Source organism: Bradyrhizobium erythrophlei, from assembly GCF_900129425.1.
In the GTDB taxonomy this organism is placed as follows: Bacteria; Pseudomonadota; Alphaproteobacteria; order Rhizobiales; family Xanthobacteraceae; genus Bradyrhizobium; species Bradyrhizobium erythrophlei_C.
The window spans coordinates 2,341,884-2,363,403 of record NZ_LT670817.1 but is presented as its reverse complement, the minus strand read 5'-3'; the positions used below and the strand labels follow the sequence as shown (position 1 = coordinate 2,363,403).

Here is a 21,520-nt window from a genome sequence, read left to right as displayed (position 1 = left end):
CTCATTCTTGCATAATTAAACCCGTTACTGTTCCGAGGACGTTTTTTTGAAAGTCTTGTTTGTTACGACTGAGATGGACGACTTTGTCCGCGTGGGCGGGCTCGCCGCCGTTTCAGCGGCCCTGCCCCGGGCATTGCGGCTCTGGAGCGACGTCAGGATCATCCTCCCCGGTTATCGGGACGTTGTCGAACAATTCACGCATATCGAAATCGTTGGCGAATGCCCGGCACTGGCGGAAATGCTGGCCTGCTCGCTTGGGCTGGCGTCGACCAGGGACGGGCTGCCGGTCTACGTTCTGCTCTGCCCGCAATTGTACGACCGTCCCGGCAACCCGTATGGCGATGCGTCGGGCCGGGATTGGCCGGACAACGACGTGCGCTTCGGCCGATTTGCCTCCGCCGCTGCCCAGCTTGCCGCAGGCACTCTGGACAAGAATTGGGCAGCGGACCTGGTCCACGCCAACGACTGGCAGGCCGCGCTGGTCCCGGCCTACCTCGCCTGGAACGCGGTCAGGATTCCCACCATCCTGACCATCCACAACCTGGCCTATCAGGGCCTGTTCCCGAAGGAATCGCTGCGCCGGATCGGCGCGCCCGAGGACTCCTTCCATATCGACGGCCTCGAATTCTACGACAAGCTGTCCTTCCTCAAGGGCGGCATCGTCTACGCTTCGCATCTGACCACGGTCAGCGAGACCTATGCCAGGGAGATCACGACCTCGGGGCTCGGCTGCGGGCTCGAGGGTCTGTTGCGCCGTCGGTCCGATGCCGCGCAGCTGACGGGAATATTGAACGGGATCGACGAAAGCTGGGATCCCCGGGTCTGCGCCCAGCTGGCGCAGCCGTTTGGCGCCGGGGACTGGGAAGGCAAGCGCGCCAATGCCGACTACGTCCGCCAGCAGTTCGGCCTGGCGCTGTCCCGTGGTCCGATTTTCGGCCTCGTGGCCCGCCTCGTTCACCAGAAAGGCGTCGATCTGGTGCTGTCCGCCGCGGACGAGATCATCGAGGCCGGAGGGCAGATCATCGTGACCGGCAGCGGCGAGCCTGCAATCGAACAGGCGCTGGTCGACGCACATCGCCGCCGGCCGGATGCGATCGGCGTCGTGATCGGTTTCAACGACGGACAGGCCCGGCGGATTTTCGCCGGCAGCGATTTTACCCTGATGCCGTCGCGTTTCGAACCCTGCGGGCTCAGCCAGATGTACGCGCAGAGGTTCGGATCGCTGCCGATCGGCCACCAGACCGGAGGACTGGCGGAAACCATCAAGGACGGCGAAACCGGCTTTCTGTTCTCGCAACCCTCGACGGAATCGTTTCTCGGCGGTATCCGCCGCGCGTTCACGACGTTCATGGCGAAAGATCGCCTCAACTCCATGCGCCGCAGCGCGATGGCGCGATCGTTCAGCTGGGACATTTCCGCGGCCTGCTACGGCGCGCTGTACCGCAAGACGGTGTCGCCCTGACCGTTGCTTCGCGGATTGTCATTCGGCTGCCCTCGTTGTGCTCTCAGTCCTGCTGCGCCGGGTTTCCGGCATCACAAGCCAGATCATGATGAAACCCACCGCCGCGACGCCGGCAAGCCCGCTGAAAGCGACGCTGCTGCCGAACTTATCGCTGACATATCCGGCGAGCACCGTGCTCAGTGAGGCGCCGATGCCGACCGCCGTGCCGACGATGCCCTGCGCCAGATTGAAGTGACCGCTTCCGAACGCGACGTCCGCCACGATCAAGGGCACCATGACGCTGAAAACCGCGGCAGTAACGCCGTCGAACACCTGCACCGCGACCAGCAAATACGGATCATGCACGGTCGCGAACAATATGCCGCGAACAGCCAGCGTGGCAAAAGCCAGAAGCAGCAGCGGCCGGCGCCCCCATTGCTGCGCCTTGCGTCCGACCGACGGCGACGTCAGCGCCACAATCGCTTGCGGCACGACGATGCAAGCGGCGATCAATACCGGCGCCCACTGGCTCGACCGGGTCGTTACAACGCCGGCCATCAACGGAAGCATCGCCGCGTTGGCGAGCTGCAGCAGAAACACGCTGCCGGCGAAAATCAGCAAGGCGCGCTGGCGCAGCAGATTCAGAATGCTCGTTGCGTTGGCATCGGGCACCTCGCGTGCGACCGCGCCATGGGCTTGCGCAGCATCGACTTCGCGCTCGCGGATGCTCGCGAGCGAAAGCAAGGTCGGAATGGCCAGAACGAAGGTGACGAGAAACACCGAGCGGCTCGAGAGCAAATAGCCGCAGGTGCCCATCACGGCCGCGGCGACGCCGTTACCGAGCGACGCATAGCGGGCGTTGCGGCCGAACCGCTCGCCGATCGCAAGCGGCCCGACCAGGCCGAGGCTGATGGCGGCGATTGCCGGGCCGAGCACGCAGCTCGCGGCGGCGTGCAGGATCGCGGCCGCGATCACCACGGGAAAGATCGGCCACGCCGCATAGCCCAGCGCGCTGAAGCCGATGGTCGCCACCGCAAGGCCGGCCACCAGCCGTTCGGAGCGGGCGGCGTCGACGATGGCCCCGCCAGGCATTTGCCCGATCAGCCCGACGAGACCGCCAATCGACAGCACAAGACCGATCTGGCCCTGGGTCCACTTCTCCGTCGTCAGATAGACCGCGATGAAGGGTCCGAATCCGGTCTGCACATCCGCGAGAAAAAAGATGAACCAGTCGAGGCCACGCTGGCTTTCGCGTGACGGCGTTGGCGGCGTCAGCGGCTTGCGCGCCTCGGGCCCCGAGGACGCCGCCGGATCGCCGCCACGGCCGCGCGCCCCGCCGCGGTGGTCGTCAATCGTATCGGGCGACGGTCTGGACGAGCGCACCAACAGCTTGCTTCTCCAAATTCTACGGGCTGAATGGCTGCAGGCTGCCAGAGGCGCCGAGCACCACAATCGGCGCATCCTCCTTATATTCGGGCGCCGCCTTCACCTGGTCCTTGGTCAATTCGAGCGTGATGGCGTCGCTCTTGTCGGCGATGCGGCCGAAATGCAACGCGTTCCAGTCGACGACGATCTTTCGGCTGCCGACGCCGAGAAAACCACCGAAATCGATCACCGCCGCGCGCACCGTTCCGGTGCGATCGACGATCACATCGACGATATGCCCCATGTCCTCGTTGGTCGGGCTGCGAACGTCGCGCCCCAGCACGCCATGTGCGTCCCCTGCCCCAATGATGGTGACGGAGGGTGGCGGCGCGGCCTCCTTCGGCGCGACCGTGGGAGCCGTATTTGGCTGCGGCGAGCTACCGCCCGCTTGCGGAGTTTGATCCGCTGCCCGGGAAGTAACCGCCGCGAAAGCTCCAAAAGCGATCGCAACGAAGGCAAACAGAGGTTTTGCGCGCATCTGTCCTATCCTTCAACGAAGGGGCATGAACGGGCGTGCGAGCGTCCGAGGAGGCCCCGAAACCAGCGGCTGTGAACCTGACGGCCTCTCATACCAACCGGGATGGGCCGCTCAGGTTCGAATTGGTGCGCGTCCGCGGCCTTACCGACGCCGACAAAAGCGCTATCGCACTCAGCGCGACAGCACGATGGACACCTGGATATGGCCGCGGGTGCGCAAGACTTCCAGCGCCACATCGTCGCCATGACGACGGAGCCGAAGATCGACGCTTGAAGGACCCAGTTGCAGATCACGCACGACCACCTCGTTGAGGAACGCCGGCAGACGCGGATTGCGCAGACGAATCTCGCCGCGCTGAACATCAAACTCCAGTCCGAGCGCTGCTTCCAGCAGCGTAAAGGGGGTCGCGCTGGCCCACGCCTGAGGCGCACAGGCGACGGGATAGAGCGTCGGTCCGCGTCCCTTTTCGCGCCGAAAGCCGCAAAACAGTTCGGGAAGCCGGCGCAAATCCATATACGTCGCCGCGTCGAACAAGGCCCTGAATACCTGCGCGACCGAATCCTTGAGCCCATAGCGCGCAAGTCCGAGCGCGATCAGCGCGTTGTCGTGCGGCCAGATCGAGCCGTTGTGATACGACATCGGATTGTAGCGCGCCTCGCCCAGCGCCACGGTGCGGATGCCCCAGCCGGTGAAAAAAAGCGGCCGCATCAGATCGGCGGCAACCATGCGGGCGCGGTCTTCGCGCACGATGCCGGTGAACAGCAACTGCCCGGCATTGGAGCTTCGTACCTTGCACGGCTGCTTTTCGCCATCGAGCGCCAGCGCATAGGTCTCCAGTTCGTCGCACCAGAACGCCGCTTCAAAGCGCGCGGCGAGAAGCGTGGCTTCGGCCTCGAGTTGTTGCGCCCTCTCGTTTTTCCCGAGCCGCGACGCGCAACGCGCCGCCAGCCGCTTGGCGGCAAATACGTAGCCCTGCACTTCGGCAAGCGCGATGTAACCCTCGGCCAGCCGTCCGTCGGCGTGAAAGATCGCGTCGTAGGAATCCTTCCAACCTTGATTGGCAAGGCCCTGCTCCGACGCACGGCGATACTCGACGAAACCGTCGCGGTCGGGATCGCCTGCCCCGTCGATCCAGCCTATCGCGGCTTCGATCGAAGGCCACAACTCGGCCAGCGTCTCGTCGTCGCCTGTGCGTTCGACGTAGAGACCGGCCAGCAGCACGAACAGCGGCGTGGCGTCGACGCTGCCGTAATATAGCGCGAACGGCACTTCACGCAGCGACGCCATTTCGCCGCCGCGCATTTCATGCAGGATTTTTCCCGGTTCGGCGTCGGCGAGCGGATCGACGGTTTTGGCCTGATAGAATGCAAGCCGCATCAGCACGCCGCGTGCGACCCGCGGGTCGATCCACAGCATTTGCAGCGCGGTAATAATCCCGTCGCGGCCGAACGTCGTCGAGTACCAGGGAATCCCCGCATAGGGATATCGTCCCTGCGGCGTATCCGTCATCAGCATGTTGAGGTCGGCCATCGACTGGCACAGCACCTCGTTGAGGATATTGTTGGAGGTTTCGATGCTGGCGGCGCCCGCGGTCGACCGGCGCATCTCGCGGCGATGCGCCAGCAATCCGCGAAAGAACGGAGCGGGCTTGAACCCGGCTGGCTTGTTGCAGGATGCGGCAACAAACAGCGAACTGACCTGGTGCGGCGCGAGGTCGAGATGATAGGTCGCGGCGTTCACGGCGAGCCGCGTCGGCCGCGGATCGAAATGCAGCGCCGTACAGCGCGATTTGCCGTCGAGGCCGTTATATTCTAGAAAGACAGCGCCCGGACCAAGCAATTTGCTGGAGGCGATACCTCGCCGCGGCCGTCTTTCGCCGCGCACTTCGAACAAATCGGCGAAGTCGTTGTCGAACAGCAGCGTCAAATCGAAGCTCGCCGGACGTTCTCCATGGTTCTGCACACCAATCCGCTGGTAACAGGTTCCGCGCCACAGAAAGATGGTGCGGACGATGTGGAGCATGTCCTTTTGCAGTACAATTCGGCCGCCGCGATAGACGTCGGGATTGGTGAGGTCGACCGTCAATGCGGAATTGTCGTCGCGCAGATTCGAACCGAGCAGCAGCGGCTGGACTTCGTCGAGCACAAGTTCGAGCCGCGCGAGGTAACGGGTATCGGCGTTGAACAGGCCGTCCGGTCCGCCGGCGGAAGCGCCGATGTCGCCATGGCTGTCGAACGCGATGAAGGTGTCGTCATGTTTGAGCGAGCGCCGCGGCCTTGCCGCCGGCCCGGTCATCGGGATGTAGAAGGGCGATTCCGAGACGACTTCGATGGCCCGGGTCGTCGTGATTTGGGTTACGACTTCGGCTGACATTTGACCTCGGCTGGTTCCCCGGCTTGCAAAAAGCGCTCCGTGAATCAACACGGTGCTCCGTAACTATATACTAGGGATTATGCAGCGTGGGTCGCGAGGCGGCTCATTTCCCGGGTCACCAATTCGCGATAGGGACCCTGGCCCTGCATCAGGCGATCCGGCGGACCATCCTCGATGATCTTGCCGGCTTTCAGCATCACCACCCGGTCGAAGTTGCGCAGCGTCGCCAGACGGTGGGCAATCGCAATCACGGTGCGGCCGCGCATCAGCCGGGCGAGTGCTTCGCGAATGGCTTCCTCGGATTCGCTGTCGAGCGCGGCGGTGGCCTCATCCAGCAGCAGGATTGGCGCGTCCTTCAGGAACGCCCGTGCAATGGCAATGCGCTGGCGTTGGCCACCCGACAGCTTGACGCCGCGATCGCCAACTTGGGTCGCCAGACCTTCCGGCAACGTCTCGACAAAATCGCACCGCGCCGCAATTGCCGCGCGGAGCACCTCATCATCGGTCGCGGTTGGCCGTCCGTAGCGGATGTTTTCCATGATCGATCGATGGAACAGCGAGATGTCCTGCGGCACCACCGAAATCGCCTCGCGCAGGCTTTGCTGCGTGACCCTGGAGATGTCCTGACCGTCGATCGTGATGCTGCCATTCTGTACGTCGTAGAAGCGCTGCAGCAGCACGAACAGACTGGATTTTCCCCCGCCGGACTGTCCCACCAGTCCGACCCTCTGGCCCGGCTGCAGACGAAGGCTGAAACGATCGAAGACCTTCAGACCACCGGGATAGTGGAACGATACGTTGTTGAAGGCGATGGCGGCGCCGCTCTTTACCAGCGGTTCGGCTTCCGGGTGGTCGCACAATTCATGCGGCAACAGCAGGGTGGCAATCGCTTCTGTCAACCGGGCGACGTGCTGGGTCACGTCGACCAGCGCCACCGCGAGGTCGCGCGTGGCGTTTAAAATGGAGAGGCCCAAAGTGCAGACCAGCACGACGTCGCCGGTGGTGGCGGAACCGCGCTGCCAAAGCACGATCGCCCAGGCCAACAGCGCGATCGTCAGCGCCACGGTGACGCCCGCGTGGGTAAGCCGCAGCTTTTCCAGATAACGCAAACTGCGTCCCCGCGCGGTCAGTTCCCGGTTGACGGTTGCGTCGAACCGCTCGTGCTCGAAGTTCAGCCCACAAAAGGCGCGCACCAGCGGCATATTGTTGATGACATCGACCATTTCGCCGTCGACGGCCGCGGCCTTGTCGGCGAAATCGTCGTGCAGGGGCTTGCCGGCAGCAGCCAGACGGAACATCGCGACCACCATGGCGCCGGCGACGACGACCAGGCCCGCCGACATCGGCAGACTGACGGTTCCAATCAGGGCGATCGCCGCGACGGTGGCGATGCACGGCGGCAACACGTTCCAGACGAACATATTCTCGACCGTAAAGACGGCATTGGATGTAGCGGTAATGCGGCTGGTCAGCATACCCGGCAGCCGGTCGGAGAAGTAGCTCGGCCCGTGCCCGGTCAAATGACGGAAGATGTCGCGGCGGAGGTCGCCGGTCACGGCCACAAATGTGAAGCTCGCGGTCCAGCTCGCGACCCGCCACAGAAAGTTGTCGGCTGTTATCAGCGACATGAGGAAAACGAATGCCAGCCATACACCGCCCGCGTGGGCCGCTCCAGCCGACAGACCATCGACCAGATACTTCACGCCGTATTGCGTGCCTACCGAACAGGCAACCGCCGCAACGACGGCGGACAGAATGACGATATGCGCCGCCAGGCGCTGACGGAGGTAACGCAGCACAAACGAAAGCGGACGATTTGCGTATCCTGAAAGATTGTCCATGTGGCAGCCGACCCGTTGGAGGAAGGGATTTCTTATCTGGATACGTCGCAAGCGGGAGAACGACGAACCCTTCTCTCCGGTTCCCGCGACGCTGCCATCTCTGCGCAACAATCCTGCAGCATAGGCAACGGCAGCAACCTGATCGGGCGTAATGGCATCAACAAGACCCTGCTGTGGAGGAAGTACGCTGCGGCGGAAGAAGTGCGCTGCTCTAGGGAACTTCGCAGATGCGAAAACGTTCCCAATTCGGCATGCCGGTGCCAACTCGGCGAAGGGGCTTTTGTTATCCACGACCACAAACAGGAGAAGAATAGATGCGCATCGCGCAGGTTGCTCCGCTGACGGAGGCTGTTCCCCCCAAACTTTATGGCGGAACCGAGCGGGTGGTACACTGGCTGACCGAGGAATTGGTAGCGCTGGGAAATGATGTCACGCTGTTCGCCAGCGGAGATTCGCAGACCTCAGCGAAATTGGACGCGACCTGGCCGAAGGCGCTGCGTCTCGACGGATCGGTCCGGGATCCGAACGCACTGCATATGGTGATGCTGGAACGCGTCCGGCAGAAATGCGACGACGAGGAATTCGACTTCCTGCACTTCCATCTCGACTATTATCCGTTCTCCCTGTTCGACCGGCAGCCGACACCGTATGTGACTACCTTGCATGGCCGGCTCGATCTGCCCGAGCATCAGCCGGTATTTGACACCTTCCCTTCCATCCCCGTGATTTCGATCTCGAACGCCCAGCAGCGTCCGGTACCGCAAGCCAACTGGGTGCGCACCATCTATCACGGTCTGCCGGAGAAGCTGCTGACGCCACGACCGGTGACGCCCGGTTATCTGGCCGTACTCGGCCGGATCGCGCCGGAAAAAGGGGTGGACAGGGCGATCAAGATTGCGATCCGGTGCGGCATTCCGCTCAAGATCGCCGCAAAGATCGATCGGACCGACCAGGATTATTACGATGCAACCATCCGCCCGCTGATGGATCACCCTCTCATTGAGTTTATCGGCGAAATTGGTGATCACGAAAAACCGGAATTCCTCAGCGGCGCGATCGGGCTGCTCGTTCCCATCGACTGGCCTGAGCCGTTTGGCCTCGTCATGATCGAGGCAATGGCGTGCGGCACGCCCGTCATTGCGTACAACCGCGGCTCCGTCCCCGAGATCATCGATGAAGGTCTCACCGGCTTCGTCGTCGAAGACGAAACCAGCGCCGTCGCAGCCGTCGGCCGACTTTCCAACCTGAACCGCGACGCTATCCGAAAGCAGTTCGAGGCGCGCTTTACCGCCCGGCGCATGGCACTCGACTATCTCGCCGCCTATCGCAGCCTGACGGAGGCCGCGGAGCCGCGTATCAAGCTGGTGAGCAGCGCCGAATAGTAATTGCAATCAGAGGGCTTGTAGCGGCCGCGCCATTCGGCGCGGCTGCTGGCGTTGTACGCACGCCGACTGGTGCCGGATTGCCCGCGGTTGCCGCATCAAGGTTTCCGTGGGTGTGAGCAGCGGCGATGCCAGCCGTGAATTATTGGGCCTCATGTTGCGGCGCACCCTCCGCGCCCTTCGCGGGTGCGCGGACCTGAACCGATCTCTGCTTTGAAGTTTGCAAATTACATGGTCTTATGATGTTGAATTCGGGCAAATAACACGCGAACGGACAGAAGTCTGTCGCACGGGGGGACGGCATGAAAAAAGATCGCAAGGCTTCTCAGACTCTTCAGGCCCTGTCGAGGCGGCAAGGCCGCCGCGAATTTCTCATCAAGACCGGCGGCATCCTCGCCGCCGGAGCGTTCGGTGCGGTGCCGATGCGCGGCTGGGCGGCCGATACCGTCAATATCGGCGCGCTTTACCCCACCACGGGGAGCATGGCGCAGATCGGCGTCGGCTGCGTCGCTGCCGCCAAGCTCGCGGTCGAGATGGTCAACGAGGCCGGCGGCATCAAATCGCTCGGCGGCGCCAAGCTCAATCTCATCATTTCGGACGTTCAAAGCGACACCACGGTGACGCGCACCGAGACCGACCGGCTGATTACCGAAAACAAACTGTCGGCGATCCACGGCTGTTACGCCAGCGCCCTCACCCTGATCGCCAGCGAAGTGGCCGAACGCGCCAAGGTCCCGGTGATTACCGGCTCGAGTTCGGACCAGCTCAACAAGGGGCGGACCTACACGTTTACGCCGTTTGCCCGTGCGTCGCAGTTCGCGCAGGCGCAGTTGCAAATGGCAAAGCTCGTCAGCGACAAGCCCAAGGTCGCCGTGATCTTCGAGAACACCGCGTTCGGCACCTCGACCTCGAACGGCCTGAAGGAACTGGCTCCGGCCGAGGGTGTCGAAATCGTCATGTTCGAGCCTTATTCGGCCGGGTTTACCGACGCGAGCCCGCTGATCAACAAGGTCAAATCGTCGGGCGCGAACGCGCTGTTCTCGGTCTCTTACTTGAACGACCTCATTCTGATCGTGCGGACCGTCAAGCAATTCGGTCTCAATGTCTCGATCAATGGCGGTTCCGGCGGCTTCGTGATGCCTGACTTCTACAAGAATGTCGGCACGCTTGCCGAAGGGCTGCAAGGTGTGGCGCACTGGAATCATGACGTGAGCGCCGACGCCCAGAAGGTGAACGTCGAATTCAAGAAACGCACCGGCGCGTTCCTGTTCGAATATGCCGGCGGCCTGGTCGCACAGACGTTCATGCTGGCTGACGCGCTGGAACGCGCAGGCTCAGCCGATCCGCAAAAGGTTCGCGCAGCGTTGTCGACGCTCGATGTCTCCTCAGGTTACGCGGCGATGGCGCCGGGCGGAAAAGTAAAATTCGGACCTGACGGCAAGAACGTGTACGGCCGCCCGGTCGGCGTGCAGTGGCAGAACGGCGATCTGGCCAGCGTGTTTCCCAAGGAAGACGCCCGCGCGCCGCTGTTGAAAACCTGACAGCCGGTCAAGCCAGATGTGGGAGACAGTGGCCCAGGCCGTCATCAACGGCCTGCTCATCGGCGGCATCTATGCACTCGTCAGCATCGGCGTGACGCTGATCTTCGGCGTGGTCAAGATCGTCAATTTCGCCCAGGGCGAATTCGTGATGATCGGGATGTATATCAGCTACTTCCTCGCCTCCCAGTTCGGTATCGATCCCATCGTGTCGCTTGTCGTCTCGATGCCGACCCTGTTCGTCATCGGCGTCCTGGTCCAGCATTTCCTGATCCGCAGGGTTCTGGGACCTAATGACATGCCGCAGATTTTTCTGACTTTTTCCCTGTCGCTGTTGCTGCTGAACCTGGCGCTGATGCTGTTTACCGCGAACTACCGTACCGTTCACACCTCGTATTCCGACGAAGCGTTTCATGTCGCCGGGTTATACATACCCGTGGCGAAACTGATCGCCTTTGTGGTGGCGATGGCGCTGAGCGGAGCGCTCTGGGTCTTCCTGCACACCACCGACCTCGGCAAGGCGATGCGCGCCGCCGCGCAGAACCGCGACGTCGCGACGCTGATGGGCATCAACCCCAATCGGGTGTTTTGCGTAGCCCTCGGAATCGCGCTGGCGCTGGCGGGCGCTGCCGGATCGCTGCTGATGCCGTTCTATTCGGCCTATCCGTTTGTCGGGCAGGTCTTCGTGCTGATGGCGTTCGTCGCCGTGGTGCTGGGGACGCTCGGCAACGTGATCGGGGCGCTTGTCGCCAGCCTGATGATGGGGATCGCGGAATCGCTGGGGATTCAATATGTCGGCGCCGACTCCGGATTGATCGTCGTGTTCGCCATGCTGCTGCTGACGCTGGCGTTCAAGCCGAACGGTCTTGGCGGGGGGCGCGTGCGATGACGGCGCGCAGGATACCGATACGCCTGTTTTGGCTTGCCGTCGGCATCGCGGTTCTCATCGCCTTGCCGCTGGTCGTGAAGAGTTCATTCGCCATCAATATCTTCATCCGGATCCTGCTGTTCTCCTTCATCGGCGTGGCCTGGAACCTGATGGGCGGATACGCCAAGCAATTGTCGCTGGGGCATGCCGCCTATTTCGGGCTCGGCGCCTACACCTCGACCATCCTGCAGATCGATTTCGGCATCTCGCCTTGGATCGGGATGATCGCCGGCGGCGTGGTGGCGATGGGGGCAAGCCTGCCGATCGGCTGGCTCTGTTTCCGGCTGCGCGGCCCCTATTTCACCATCGCCACGATCGCCACCGCGCAGGCCCTGATGCTGATCTTCCTGAAATTTCGCGATCTGGCCTGGGGCGCCGAGGGCACCACGATTCCGAACCTCGGCAACGCGCCGCTGATGATGCAGTTCGATGCCAAGGCGGCATACTACTATGTCGCACTCGGCCTGCTCGCGCTTGGGCTTGCGATCACCTATTTGATCGAGCGATCCTGGATGGGGTATTACCTCGTCGCCATCGGCGAGGATGAAGACGCCGCTGAGGCGATCGGCGTCAACGCCCCGAAAATCAAGCGCGACATCTATCTGATCAGCGCGTTTCTCACCGCGCTCGCCGGTACGTTTTATACCCAGTACATCTACTTCATCGATCCGGCGACGGCGTTTTCCTTCAACATCTCGATCGAGGCGGCGCTGGTGTCGATCGTCGGCGGCATCGGGACGTTATGGGGCCCCGTGATCGGGACCATTTTATTGGAAACGACGTCGACGCTGCTGCAAAGCTGGCTCGGCGGCTCGATCGGCGGCGTGCAGCTCACCGTCTACAGCCTGATCCTGATGGCGGTCATTCTGTGGCGGCCGACCGGGCTGATGGGCGTGATGACCGAAGTATGGCGGCGCCATGTCAGCCGCAAACCGGCGCGGGCGTAGAGACCCGCCATGGCAGACGCGCTCGAAATACGTGGCCTCAGCAAGCGGTTCGGGGGCTTGCGCGCCGTGCAGGACGTCAGCTTCACGGTCAAGGAAAACGAAACCGTGGCGCTGATCGGACCGAACGGCGCCGGCAAGACCACGAGCTTTCACCTCATCACCGGATTTCATCGGCCCGACCAGGGTTCGGTGCTGGCCTTCGGCCGCGAGATCGTCGGGTTGAAGCCCCACGACATCTGCGCCCACGGTCTGGCGCGCACCTTCCAGGTTGCAAAACCGTTTGGAGCCATGACCGTTCTCGATAATGTCATGACCGGTGCCTTCCTGCGCGACAGGAATACCGCCGCGGCGCGCGAAAAAGCCCGCGAGGCGATCGAGTTCGTCGGCCTCACCGCCAAAGCGCTGACGGCGGCGAAGGACCTGACCACCATCGATCAGCGCCGGCTGGAGATGGCGCGCGCGCTGGCGACGCAACCTCGTATTCTGCTGCTCGACGAGGTGATGGCCGGGCTTAATCCCTCCGAGATCGATCAGGCGGTTGCTCTGGTCGGCAAGCTGTCGGCGCGGGGCTTAACCATCGTCATCGTCGAACACGTGATGCGCGCCATCATGGCGGTGGCGCGTCACATCGTGGTGCTCGATCACGGCCAGAAGATCGCCGAGGGCTCCCCGAAGGAGATCGTGGAAAACCCCGAAGTGGTCCGCGCCTATCTCGGCTCCTACATGCACCCGCCGACACCGGGAGAAAGCTAGTGCTCAAATTAGACGGAGCGAGCGCCAGTTACGGCTCGGTGCCTGCCATCACCGATGTCAGCATCGAGATCGGCGAAGGCGAAGCCGTCGGCCTGCTCGGCGCCAACGGCGCCGGCAAGAGCACGACCTTGCGCGTGATCTCAGGCCTCGTGAAGCTGACCTCGGGCACCATCACCTTCGCCGGCACCAATCTTGCCTCGCTTCCGCCGCACCGGATTCCGGAACTGGGCATTGCCCACGTGCCGGAGGGTCGCCAGGTATTTCCTGAAATGACCGTGCAGGAAAACCTCGAGATCGGCGCCTACGTGCCGAAGGCCAAGGCCGAACGCAGCCGTACGCTCGATCTGGTTTACAGCATCTTTCCGAGACTCGCCGACCGCAAGAAGCAGCTCGCCGGCACCATGAGCGGCGGCGAACAGCAAATGCTCGCGGTGGGCCGCGGCTTGATGCTCAAACCGCGCCTCTTGATGCTCGACGAGCCCTCGCTGGGGCTGGCGCCCGTCATGACCGACGTCACCTTCGAGAAGATCGGCGAGATCCACAAGATGGGCACCGCGATTTTGCTCGTCGAGCAGAACGTCAGCCGCGCGCTGTCGCTGGTGCAGCGCGCCTATGTGCTGGAAAGCGGCAACGTGATCATGCACGGGTCAAGCGCGGAGCTCGCTAACAACAAGCAGGTGCAGGCGGCGTATCTCGGGATATAGGACGCATTGAAATGAATCACCAATGCCTCAACGATGGCGGTGAGCTCCCTCTCCCCTTGTGGGAGAGGGTTGGGGTGAGGGGTTTCGGTCCATCGACAGACCTTAACCCCTCACCCGGATCGCATCTGTCGATGCGATCCGACCTCTCCCACAAGGGGAGAGGTGAAAACCGATTGGCAATTGCGCATCGTGGAGGGCGCGTGAACACCATCCTCGGAATCTCGAGATTCCGGGTTCGATGCTTCGCATCGCCCCGGAATGACAGCTTCCTCTAACTCACCACCGTCCGCTTCGGCTCGACGATCTCGAACATGCGCGGGAATTCGTCCATCAGCCCCATCAATTCCCCAAGCCGCATCGCATTGCCGGTGAATTTTATCTTTCCGGCCGCGACGGCTTCCGGAAAACTGGTCTGCTTCGCGATCACCTCGTCGAGCGTGCCGCGCGCGAGCGTGAAACTGGCATCTGCCTTCTCCGCCTGCGCGCCCGCGATGTAGGTCAGGGCGCAATTCTCCAGCGTCAGCACAAAACTCTCGCTGGTGTCGGTGAAAGCCCAGTTCAGCACGATGTGCTTGCCGTCGGCTTTCGGCCCGTTGAGCCGCACGCCGAGCACGTCCCACAATTGCTCGGTACGCAGCGCGGCCAGGGTTTCGCGCGGCATCGGCGGGCGCGGCGGCGCTTTCGGCATGCCCTGCCGCAGCTCCTGCGCGCCGAACAGATACGCGTTGCGCCAGGTCGCGCTTTCCGCAGCATAGCCGAGCTGTTCGAAGGTATCGGCGAGCAGCGCGCGGGCGGATTGATTATCGGGATCGGCGAACACGAGATGGCTGACGGCTTGCGCCACGAAGCGAAATTCGCCCTTGGCGAAATCCTTGCGCGCACGATCGAGGATCGCGTCGGCGCCGCCCATGTATTCGACGTATTTCCTGCCCGACTCGACCGGCGGCAGCGGATCGAGATTGACCGGGTTGGCGTCGTACCAGCCGAGATATTTCTGGTAGATCGCCTTCACGTTGTGCCGGATGTGACCGTAGTAGCCGCGGCCGTGCCAGGCGCCTTCGAGGCTCGCCGGCAGTTTGATCGTCTCGGCGATTTCGCTGGCGGTGAGGCCGTGGTTCATCAGGCGGATGGTCTGGTCGTGGGCGAACTTGTAGAGATCGCGCTGCTGGCGGATCATGGTGTCGATGCGGTCTTTTCCCCACACCGGCCAGTGGTGCTGGCCGCACATCGCCTCGGCCTTGCCGCCCCACATCTGCAGGGCCTCGCCGAGATATTTCGACCAGGCCAGCGCGTCGCGCACGTCGGCACCGCGGAACGGCAGCAGATTGTGGAAATTATGCGTGCAGTTTTCCGCGAGATTCAGCAGCTTGTAGCGCGGAATGTGGAAATGCATTTCCGCCGGCGCCTCGGAGTTCGGCGCCATCTGGAATTCGAATTCGAGGCCGTCGATGGTACGTTTGTCGCCGGTTTCCATGATGAGATCGGTCGGGCGCAACAGCGCCACCGAGCCCGCCGCCATCGACTTGCCGAGCCCGCAATCAACCTGCCCGCGCGCACCCTTGGCGAGGAACGGCCCGAACTGGTATTGCGCGCGTCGCAGCATCGCAGGCCCGGCGATGATGTTTTCCGAAACCGCATGCTCCATGAACAGATTGGGCGCAATGATCGGAATTTTTCCGCCCGCCAGCATCTCGTCATCGAGCACGCCGCGCGCGCCGCCCCAATGGTCGGTATGGGTGTGGGTAAAGATCACCGCCGCCACCGGCCGTTTTCCGCGGTGCTGGAAGTAGAGCTCCATCGCCGCGCGCGCGCCTTCGATCGAGGTCAGTGTATCCACCACGATCACGCCCGTGTCGCCCTCGATCAGCGTCATGTTGGCGATGTCGAGGCCGCGCACCTGGTAGATGCCGGGCACCACCTCGAACAATCCGTGGTTCATGTTCAGCCGCGACTGCCGCCACAGGCTCGGGTTGACGGTGGCGGGCGCCTTCTCCTCGGACAGGAAGCCGTAGGGTTTCAAGCTCCAGACCACCCGCCCCTGCGGGTTGGCGATCTCCGCATTTTCCAGCGTGCCGAGAAAACCGCGCGAGGCCTCGTCGAAATCTCTCGTGTCGGAAAACGGCAGGGCGTTCAGCATCGCGGCCTGCTGGGCGATCACCGATGCGGAGGCGTCCTTCGGGGTTTCGCTATTGACCGTTGCGGCCATGTTGTTGTTCTCCCTCGTAGCATTTTCAGATTCTTCGTCATGCCCGGCCTTGTGCCGGGCATCCACGTCTTAACAGCGTCGCGGCAAGAAAGACGTGGATGGCCGGGCCAAGCCCGGCCATGACGAACTCCCCGTTCGATTAACTGCATTTTGAGTCACATTCTGAGCTCACTCCGGATGCGCAGCGAGATACGGCGAATTCGCAATTCCCCAGGACGGCATCGCCTCCATCCGGAAAATCTGGCGCAGGTGAACCTCGTCCGGCCCGTCGCCTATTCGAAGCAGCCGGCCCCATGCCAGCGCCTGATGGATCGGGGTATCGTCGGAACCGCCCATCGCGCCGAACACCTGCATGGCGCGGTCGGCGATCCGCTGCAGCATGGCGGGGACGGCGACCTTGATCAATGAAACATCGCGCCAGGCGCCATGGTGGCCGGCCTGGTCGAGCCGCCAGGCGCAGCGATAGGCCAGCAGGCGCGCCTGCTCGAGTTCGACCCGGGATTCGGCGATCCAGCGCTGCACGGTATCGTATTGAATAATGGTGCGCCCGAATGCGGAGCGTTCCGCCGACCGCGCCACCATCAGTTCGATCAGAAGCTCGCACAGCCCGATCGAACGCATGCAATGATGAATGCGCGCCGGGCCGAGACGGACCTGGGCGACCTTGAAACCCTCCCCCTCTTCGCCAATCAGGTTCGACCGGGGAATACGTGCATTGTCGAAGGCGAGTTCGCCGATCGGGGCGGTGTGATCCTCACAGCCCATCCAGCGCAGCGGCCGGATCAGGCGGACGCCGGGCGTATCCATCGGCACAATGACACAGGAATGGCGGCGGGTGCGCTCCGCATCCGCATCGGTCACGCCGAGTACGATCAGGAAACTGCAGCGCGGATGGGCGGCGCCGGTGATGAACCATTTGCGCCCGTTGATGATGTAGTCGTCCTGATCGCGAACGATCGTAGTGGCAATATTGGTCGCATCGGAGGAGGCCACATCGGGTTCGGTCATCCCGAAGGCCGAACGGGTCTCGGCTTCGAGCAGCGGCCGCAGCCAGCGCGCCTTCTGTTCTGACGTGGCGCAGTTATGCAGCGCGATCATGTTGGGCACGTCAGGCGCCTGGCAGTTGAAGACCTCGGAAGCCCAGAACAGCCGTCCCATGATTTCGGCCAGTGGCGCGTATTCGAGATTGGAAAGCCGCGTCCCCGGCTCATCATCAGCGAGTTCGGGAAGACCGAGATTCCACAATCCCGCGGCACGCGCCTTGCGCTGCAGCTCGGCCATGAACGGCGGGGTCTCGCGGCTGGTCGCGGTGTGATCGACCCAGGCGCGGTGGCGCGGAAGCACTTCGTGGTCGAAGAAGGCCTGAAGCTTTTTGCGCCATTGTTCGGATCGTGCGGATAGCTCGAAGTCCATGCCTGCCGTCCCCTGTGGAAGCTGCATATAGCCGTATGCCGACACAAACTGCAAATATGTTCCGATATATTGACAGATATCCTTATTCTGTCCAATCTATGGCATGGCCTCCTCAAACCAGCCCCTGGCTTTTTCGGCGCTTTCGCGGTCCAGAGCCGCCGGAGACCCAAGCGATCCGTCGTTCGCGACGACGCTGGCGCACGGGCTCGACCTGCTGGCTGCGTTCCGCAACGGCAGCGGCTCGCTGTCGAATGCAGACCTCGCGCTGCAGACGGGGTTGTCGCGGCCGACGGTGTCGCGGCTGACGCACACGCTGGCACAGCTCGGTTATCTCAAGCGCGACGCCAAGGGACGCTTCGAACTCGGCCTTGGCATCCTGGCGGCAGCGTACCCGGTGCTGTCGGCCCTGAAGGTCCGGCAGATGGCGCGCCCGCTGATGCGCGACTTCGCCGCTTACGCCGGCGGAACGGTATCGATCGCGATGCCGTTCGGTCTCGACTTTATCTACGTCGAGACGCTGCGCACCACCGACGCCGTTCCGCACGTTCCCGACGTCGGTTTTACCGGGACGCTGGCGACGACGGCCGTCGGCCGCGCCCTGCTGTCGCTCTCGACCGAGGATGAACTGCAGCGCTACGTGCAGTCCGTGAAGGCCGAGCGTCCTGACGAATTGGAATATGTTGAAGCGCGGACGCTGCCCGACATCGAACTTTGCAGGGAACGCGGGTTCGCGCTTTCGCTGGGCGAATGGCGGCGGGAAATCTTCGGCGTCGCGGCACCGCTGTATCGCACCGCTGCGGGCGACTGCCTTTCGGTGAATTGCGGCATTCCCTCGTTTCGCTTTTCCGCCGAGCAGATCGAACGCGAATGCGGACCGCGGATTTTGGGACTGGCGCGCAGCATTCGCTCGCTGGTGGATAACAATTGAAAGTCTAAAAGAGGCCGTCATTGCGAGCGCAGCGAAGCAATCCAGACTTACTTTGCCGCCAACTGGATTGCTTCGTCGCTTTGCTCCTCGCAATGACGACAAATACGAGCTGATCGCTATCAAAAATAACGCACATCGCACGAACGATGCTGCGACGACGGGAGGGAAGAATGAGAGCAATGCGGGCTTTTGGCCTGGCCGCAGGCGTCGCCGCCATCATGTTCAGCAACGCCCCTCGAGCGCAGGCGCAGAGCAACTATCCGGATCGCCCGATCCACATCATCGTGCCCTATCCCCCCGGCGGCATCGTCGACATCATCGCCCGCGCCGTGACCGAGCAGGTCGGCCGCGACTGGAAGCAGCCGGTCGTCGTCGAAGCAAGGCCCGGCGCCAACAGCAATATCGGTACCGCCGCGGTCGCCCGAAGCGATCCCGACGGCTATACTTGGCTGGTCACGGGGCCGGCGGTGCTGGTCAACCCAACCCTGTACAAGGACGCCGGCTGGGACACGATGCAAAGCTTCAAATGCGTCGGTCTCGCGGTCTGGAATCAGAGCGTGGCCGTGGTGAATCCGGCGATGCCGGCGAAGACGCTCGCCGAATTCGTGGCGCTGGCGCGCAGCAAACCCGGCCAGCTCAATTTCGGCAACCCCGGCACCGGCTCGTCGATCGACCTGACCGCGCAGAAGCTGTTTCAGGCCGCCCACATCCAGCTGACCAATGTCGGCTACAAGGGCCAGCCCCAGGCGTTGGTCGACCTGATGACGAACCTGATGCATTTCGAGATCGTCTCGCTGGCGCTGGCACTGCCGCACATCAAGGACGGCAGCATCAAGCCGCTCGCGGTCTTCACGGAAAACCGCGTCGCCGATCTTCCGGACGTGCCGACCATCGCGGAAGCCGGCTACGCCGAAGCGTCCTATATCCCCTGGTACGGCGTCTACGTGCCGTCAGCCACGCCCGACGCGCTGGTCGAAAAAATCCACGGGGCGATCAACAAGGCGCTGCAGAATCCCGACGTGCAGCGCCAGCTGGCGGTCGCCGACATCCCGGGCAAGCCGATGTCGCTGAATGAACTCGCCGGCCTGATGAAGGCGGATTACGAGAAGCTGACGACGGTGGTGAAAGCATCCGGCATGACGCCGCAGTGAGGACCTTCCGTCATTCCGGGGCGATGCGAAGCATCGAACCCGGAATCTCGAGATTCCGGGTCTGGCGCTACGCACCATCCCGGAATGACGACATCGTTCTCACTTCTTGACCTTGCTCGCGTCCATCTTGATCGAGGTGTCCAGCAGTTTCGTCGTGAACGCGCTTTCCACCGCAAACGGCTTCTCCATGCCGAGATAGGTCTGCACCAGCTCGTAATCCTTTTTCATCCGATCGGCGTCGATCCAGCCCAGCGCCTTGGTGGTCGTGAACTCGTCGGTCATCAGGAACTTGATGCGTTCCCACTGGTGTTCCTGGTTTTCCTTGTCGAGACCCGACACCTGATCGAGCAGCGCCTTCAGGCAGGGCGTGACGTCGGCGACGCAGGCGGCATAGGCCTTCTGGGTGATGCGCACGAAATCCTCGGCCAGCTTTGGATTCTTCGCCAGGAACGCGCCGTTGACGATCAACGAGTTTCCATAGGGATTGAGCCCGATGTCCTTCCAGTTGACGAAACCGAGGTCTCTGCCGAATTCGATGACTTTCAGATCATGTTCGTTGTAGAAGTCGCTGATGATATCGACGGTGTGGCTTTTCAGCGCCGCGATCTTGGCGGTCGGTCCGACGTTCACGAAGCTCACGGAGTCAGGCGCGATCCCCGCCGCCTTGGCGAATGCCGGCCACATCACCCGCGACGCATCGCCCGGCGGGTTGCCGATCTTGTGGTCTGGAAAATCCTTGACGCCGTTGACGCCGTAGCTCTTCAGCCAATAGAAGGTCTGCCCGGTGTTGGCGTAGATGCTCATCAGCGCCACGTCATCGGCGCCCTTGCTGCGCGCCACCAGCATGGTCGCGAGATCGGCGATGCCGAACGGCGAGCCGCCGGAGCCGACCTTCAGCGCCGAAACCCCCGACCCCTTGCCGACCTCGATGTTGAGATCGATGCCGGCCTTCGCGTACCAGCCCTGCGCCTTGGCGTAATAAAACGGCGAATGGTCCGCGGTCGGGGTCCAGTTCAGGATCAGATTGACGGACTCGCCGGCGCAGGCGGGACCGACCGGCGCCAGCAGCGCGAGCGCCAATCCCGCGATTCCAAGACCTTTCATGCCCACTCTCCTCGTTCGCGGCCCGTCGTTTGCGGCTGGCCCCGGCCGGCCTGGCGGCCTTGTCGTGGCACCCCTTTTGCGTTTACCAATGCAACAAGGGACGGACCGAATTGTCAACTGTCTGGTTGGAAATGCCCAAACGACGATCGAACGGGACAAAGCCGCAGCGGCGCGACCCCATCGCGACACGGAGCAAACTGCTGACGGCGGCGCGGCGCGAGTTTGCGCAAAGCGGCCTCGCCGGCGCACGGGTCGATGAAATCGCCGCGCGCGCCGGCGTCAACAAGCAACTCGTGTATCATTATTTCGGCGACAAGGACGCGCTCTACCTCGCGGTGCTCGAATGGGTATACGAGGAAATCCGGGCCCAGGAGCGCACGCTCAACCTCGAGGGACTGCCTCCGGAACGGGCCATCAAGAAGCTGATCGAGAGTTCGTTCGACCACCTCGCGCTGCATCCCGATTTCATCGTCCTGCTCAATGACGAAAACCGCAATAGCGCCAGACATGTACGCGCATCGCTGAAGATCGAGGACATGCATTCGCCGCTGGTCAGCATGGTCTCGAAGATTCTCAAAGAGGGCGTGCGGGCCGGAACCTTCCGCAAGGGGATCAACCCGGTGCATCTCTATATTTCGATCGCAGGGCTGAGCTACTTCTTCTTTTCGAACACCCCGACCTTGTCGGCGATTTTCGGCAAGGACCTCACCAGCGCCGCCGCCAAGCGGGCGCGCCGCAAGCACGTGGTCGACCTGGTATTGCAGGCGCTGCGGCCGTAGCGTATGGCAAAACGCCCTCGCTCTTTCGTCATGGCCGGGCTAAAGCGCGAAGCGCGTCTTCGCGCTAGACGTCCCGGCCATCCACGTCTTTCTTGCCCATGCGGAGGCAAGGCGTGGATGCCCGGCACA

General features: G+C 62.7%; 17 protein-coding genes. 10 read left to right on the top strand and 7 right to left on the bottom strand.

All coding sequences use genetic code 11. The features are described 5' to 3' along the window. The first annotated feature begins 46 nt into the window (after positions 1–46). Positions 47–1,462, top strand: a complete 1,416-nt coding sequence (gene glgA / locus B5527_RS11095; RefSeq protein WP_079601325.1) for a glycogen synthase GlgA — start codon at positions 47–49, stop codon at positions 1,460–1,462. Between the two features lie 18 nt (positions 1,463–1,480). Here the strand turns inward: glgA and B5527_RS11090 are convergent, their stop codons facing one another. From B5527_RS11090 to B5527_RS11075, 4 genes are all read right to left on the bottom strand, one after another. Next, complete coding sequence (locus B5527_RS11090) at positions 1,481–2,824, bottom strand: MFS transporter (RefSeq protein ID WP_425305068.1); 1,344 nt, start codon at positions 2,822–2,824, stop codon at positions 1,481–1,483. A 22-nt stretch (positions 2,825–2,846) separates the two neighbouring features. Next, complete coding sequence (locus B5527_RS11085) at positions 2,847–3,344, bottom strand: PRC-barrel domain-containing protein (protein WP_079601324.1); 498 nt, start codon at positions 3,342–3,344, stop codon at positions 2,847–2,849. Positions 3,345–3,515: 171 nt separating this feature from the next. Further along, positions 3,516–5,717 carry an amylo-alpha-1,6-glucosidase gene (locus B5527_RS11080; protein WP_079601323.1) on the bottom strand — a complete coding sequence of 734 codons (2,202 nt, stop codon included), beginning with the start codon at positions 5,715–5,717 and terminating at the stop codon, positions 3,516–3,518. Positions 5,718–5,794: 77 nt separating this feature from the next. Further along, the gene (locus B5527_RS11075; RefSeq protein WP_079601322.1) at positions 5,795–7,558 is read right to left on the bottom strand and encodes an ABC transporter ATP-binding protein; all 1,764 of its coding nucleotides are present in this window, start codon (positions 7,556–7,558) and stop codon (positions 5,795–5,797) included. 314 nt (positions 7,559–7,872) lie between these two features. On the opposite strand from B5527_RS11075, the gene B5527_RS11070 reads away from it, so the two are divergent. The 6 genes from B5527_RS11070 (at position 7,873) to B5527_RS11045 (ending at position 13,810) form a co-directional block, all read left to right on the top strand. Next, complete coding sequence (locus B5527_RS11070) at positions 7,873–8,940, top strand: glycosyltransferase family 4 protein (protein WP_079601321.1); 1,068 nt, start codon at positions 7,873–7,875, stop codon at positions 8,938–8,940. Between the two features lie 302 nt (positions 8,941–9,242). Then, a complete protein-coding gene (locus tag B5527_RS11065; protein WP_079601320.1) occupies positions 9,243–10,481 on the top strand; it encodes an ABC transporter substrate-binding protein in 1,239 nt (412 codons plus the stop codon). Between the two features lie 16 nt (positions 10,482–10,497). Further along, positions 10,498–11,367: a branched-chain amino acid ABC transporter permease gene (locus B5527_RS11060; RefSeq protein ID WP_079601319.1), complete on the top strand. Its 870-nt coding sequence runs from the start codon at positions 10,498–10,500 to the stop codon at positions 11,365–11,367. Next, the gene (locus tag B5527_RS11055; RefSeq protein WP_079601318.1) at positions 11,364–12,353 is read left to right on the top strand and encodes a branched-chain amino acid ABC transporter permease; all 990 of its coding nucleotides are present in this window, start codon (positions 11,364–11,366) and stop codon (positions 12,351–12,353) included. The genes B5527_RS11060 and B5527_RS11055 overlap by 4 nt, the downstream gene beginning before the upstream one ends. A gap of 9 nt (positions 12,354–12,362) precedes the next feature. Next, positions 12,363–13,106: an ABC transporter ATP-binding protein gene (locus B5527_RS11050; RefSeq protein WP_079601317.1), complete on the top strand. Its 744-nt coding sequence runs from the start codon at positions 12,363–12,365 to the stop codon at positions 13,104–13,106. Continuing rightward, entirely contained in the window at positions 13,106–13,810 is a 705-nt protein-coding gene (locus tag B5527_RS11045; protein WP_079601316.1) for an ABC transporter ATP-binding protein, read from the top strand. The genes B5527_RS11050 and B5527_RS11045 overlap by 1 nt, the downstream gene beginning before the upstream one ends. 271 nt (positions 13,811–14,081) lie before the next feature. Here B5527_RS11045 and B5527_RS11040 read toward each other — a convergent pair whose 3' ends face one another. Beyond that, positions 14,082–16,016, bottom strand: coding sequence for an alkyl/aryl-sulfatase (locus B5527_RS11040; protein WP_079601315.1), 1,935 nt, complete (start codon positions 16,014–16,016; stop codon positions 14,082–14,084). Between the two features lie 168 nt (positions 16,017–16,184). Beyond that, positions 16,185–17,429 (bottom strand): acyl-CoA dehydrogenase family protein, encoded by a 1,245-nt coding sequence (locus B5527_RS11035; protein ID WP_079601314.1) that lies wholly within the window; start codon positions 17,427–17,429, stop codon positions 16,185–16,187. Between the two features lie 103 nt (positions 17,430–17,532). On the opposite strand from B5527_RS11035, the gene B5527_RS11030 reads away from it, so the two are divergent. Continuing rightward, the gene (locus B5527_RS11030) at positions 17,533–18,357 is read left to right on the top strand and encodes an IclR family transcriptional regulator (RefSeq protein WP_079601313.1); all 825 of its coding nucleotides are present in this window, start codon (positions 17,533–17,535) and stop codon (positions 18,355–18,357) included. A 170-nt stretch (positions 18,358–18,527) separates the two neighbouring features. Then, positions 18,528–19,508, top strand: coding sequence for a Bug family tripartite tricarboxylate transporter substrate binding protein (locus B5527_RS11025; protein WP_172842542.1), 981 nt, complete (start codon positions 18,528–18,530; stop codon positions 19,506–19,508). Positions 19,509–19,607: 99 nt separating this feature from the next. Here the strand turns inward: B5527_RS11025 and B5527_RS11020 are convergent, their stop codons facing one another. Beyond that, positions 19,608–20,612, bottom strand: a complete 1,005-nt coding sequence (locus tag B5527_RS11020) for an ABC transporter substrate-binding protein (protein ID WP_079601311.1) — start codon at positions 20,610–20,612, stop codon at positions 19,608–19,610. 131 nt (positions 20,613–20,743) lie between these two features. On the opposite strand from B5527_RS11020, the gene B5527_RS11015 reads away from it, so the two are divergent. Next, positions 20,744–21,391 carry a TetR/AcrR family transcriptional regulator gene (locus B5527_RS11015; RefSeq protein ID WP_079601310.1) on the top strand — a complete coding sequence of 216 codons (648 nt, stop codon included), beginning with the start codon at positions 20,744–20,746 and terminating at the stop codon, positions 21,389–21,391. Positions 21,392–21,520: the final 129 nt, after the last annotated feature.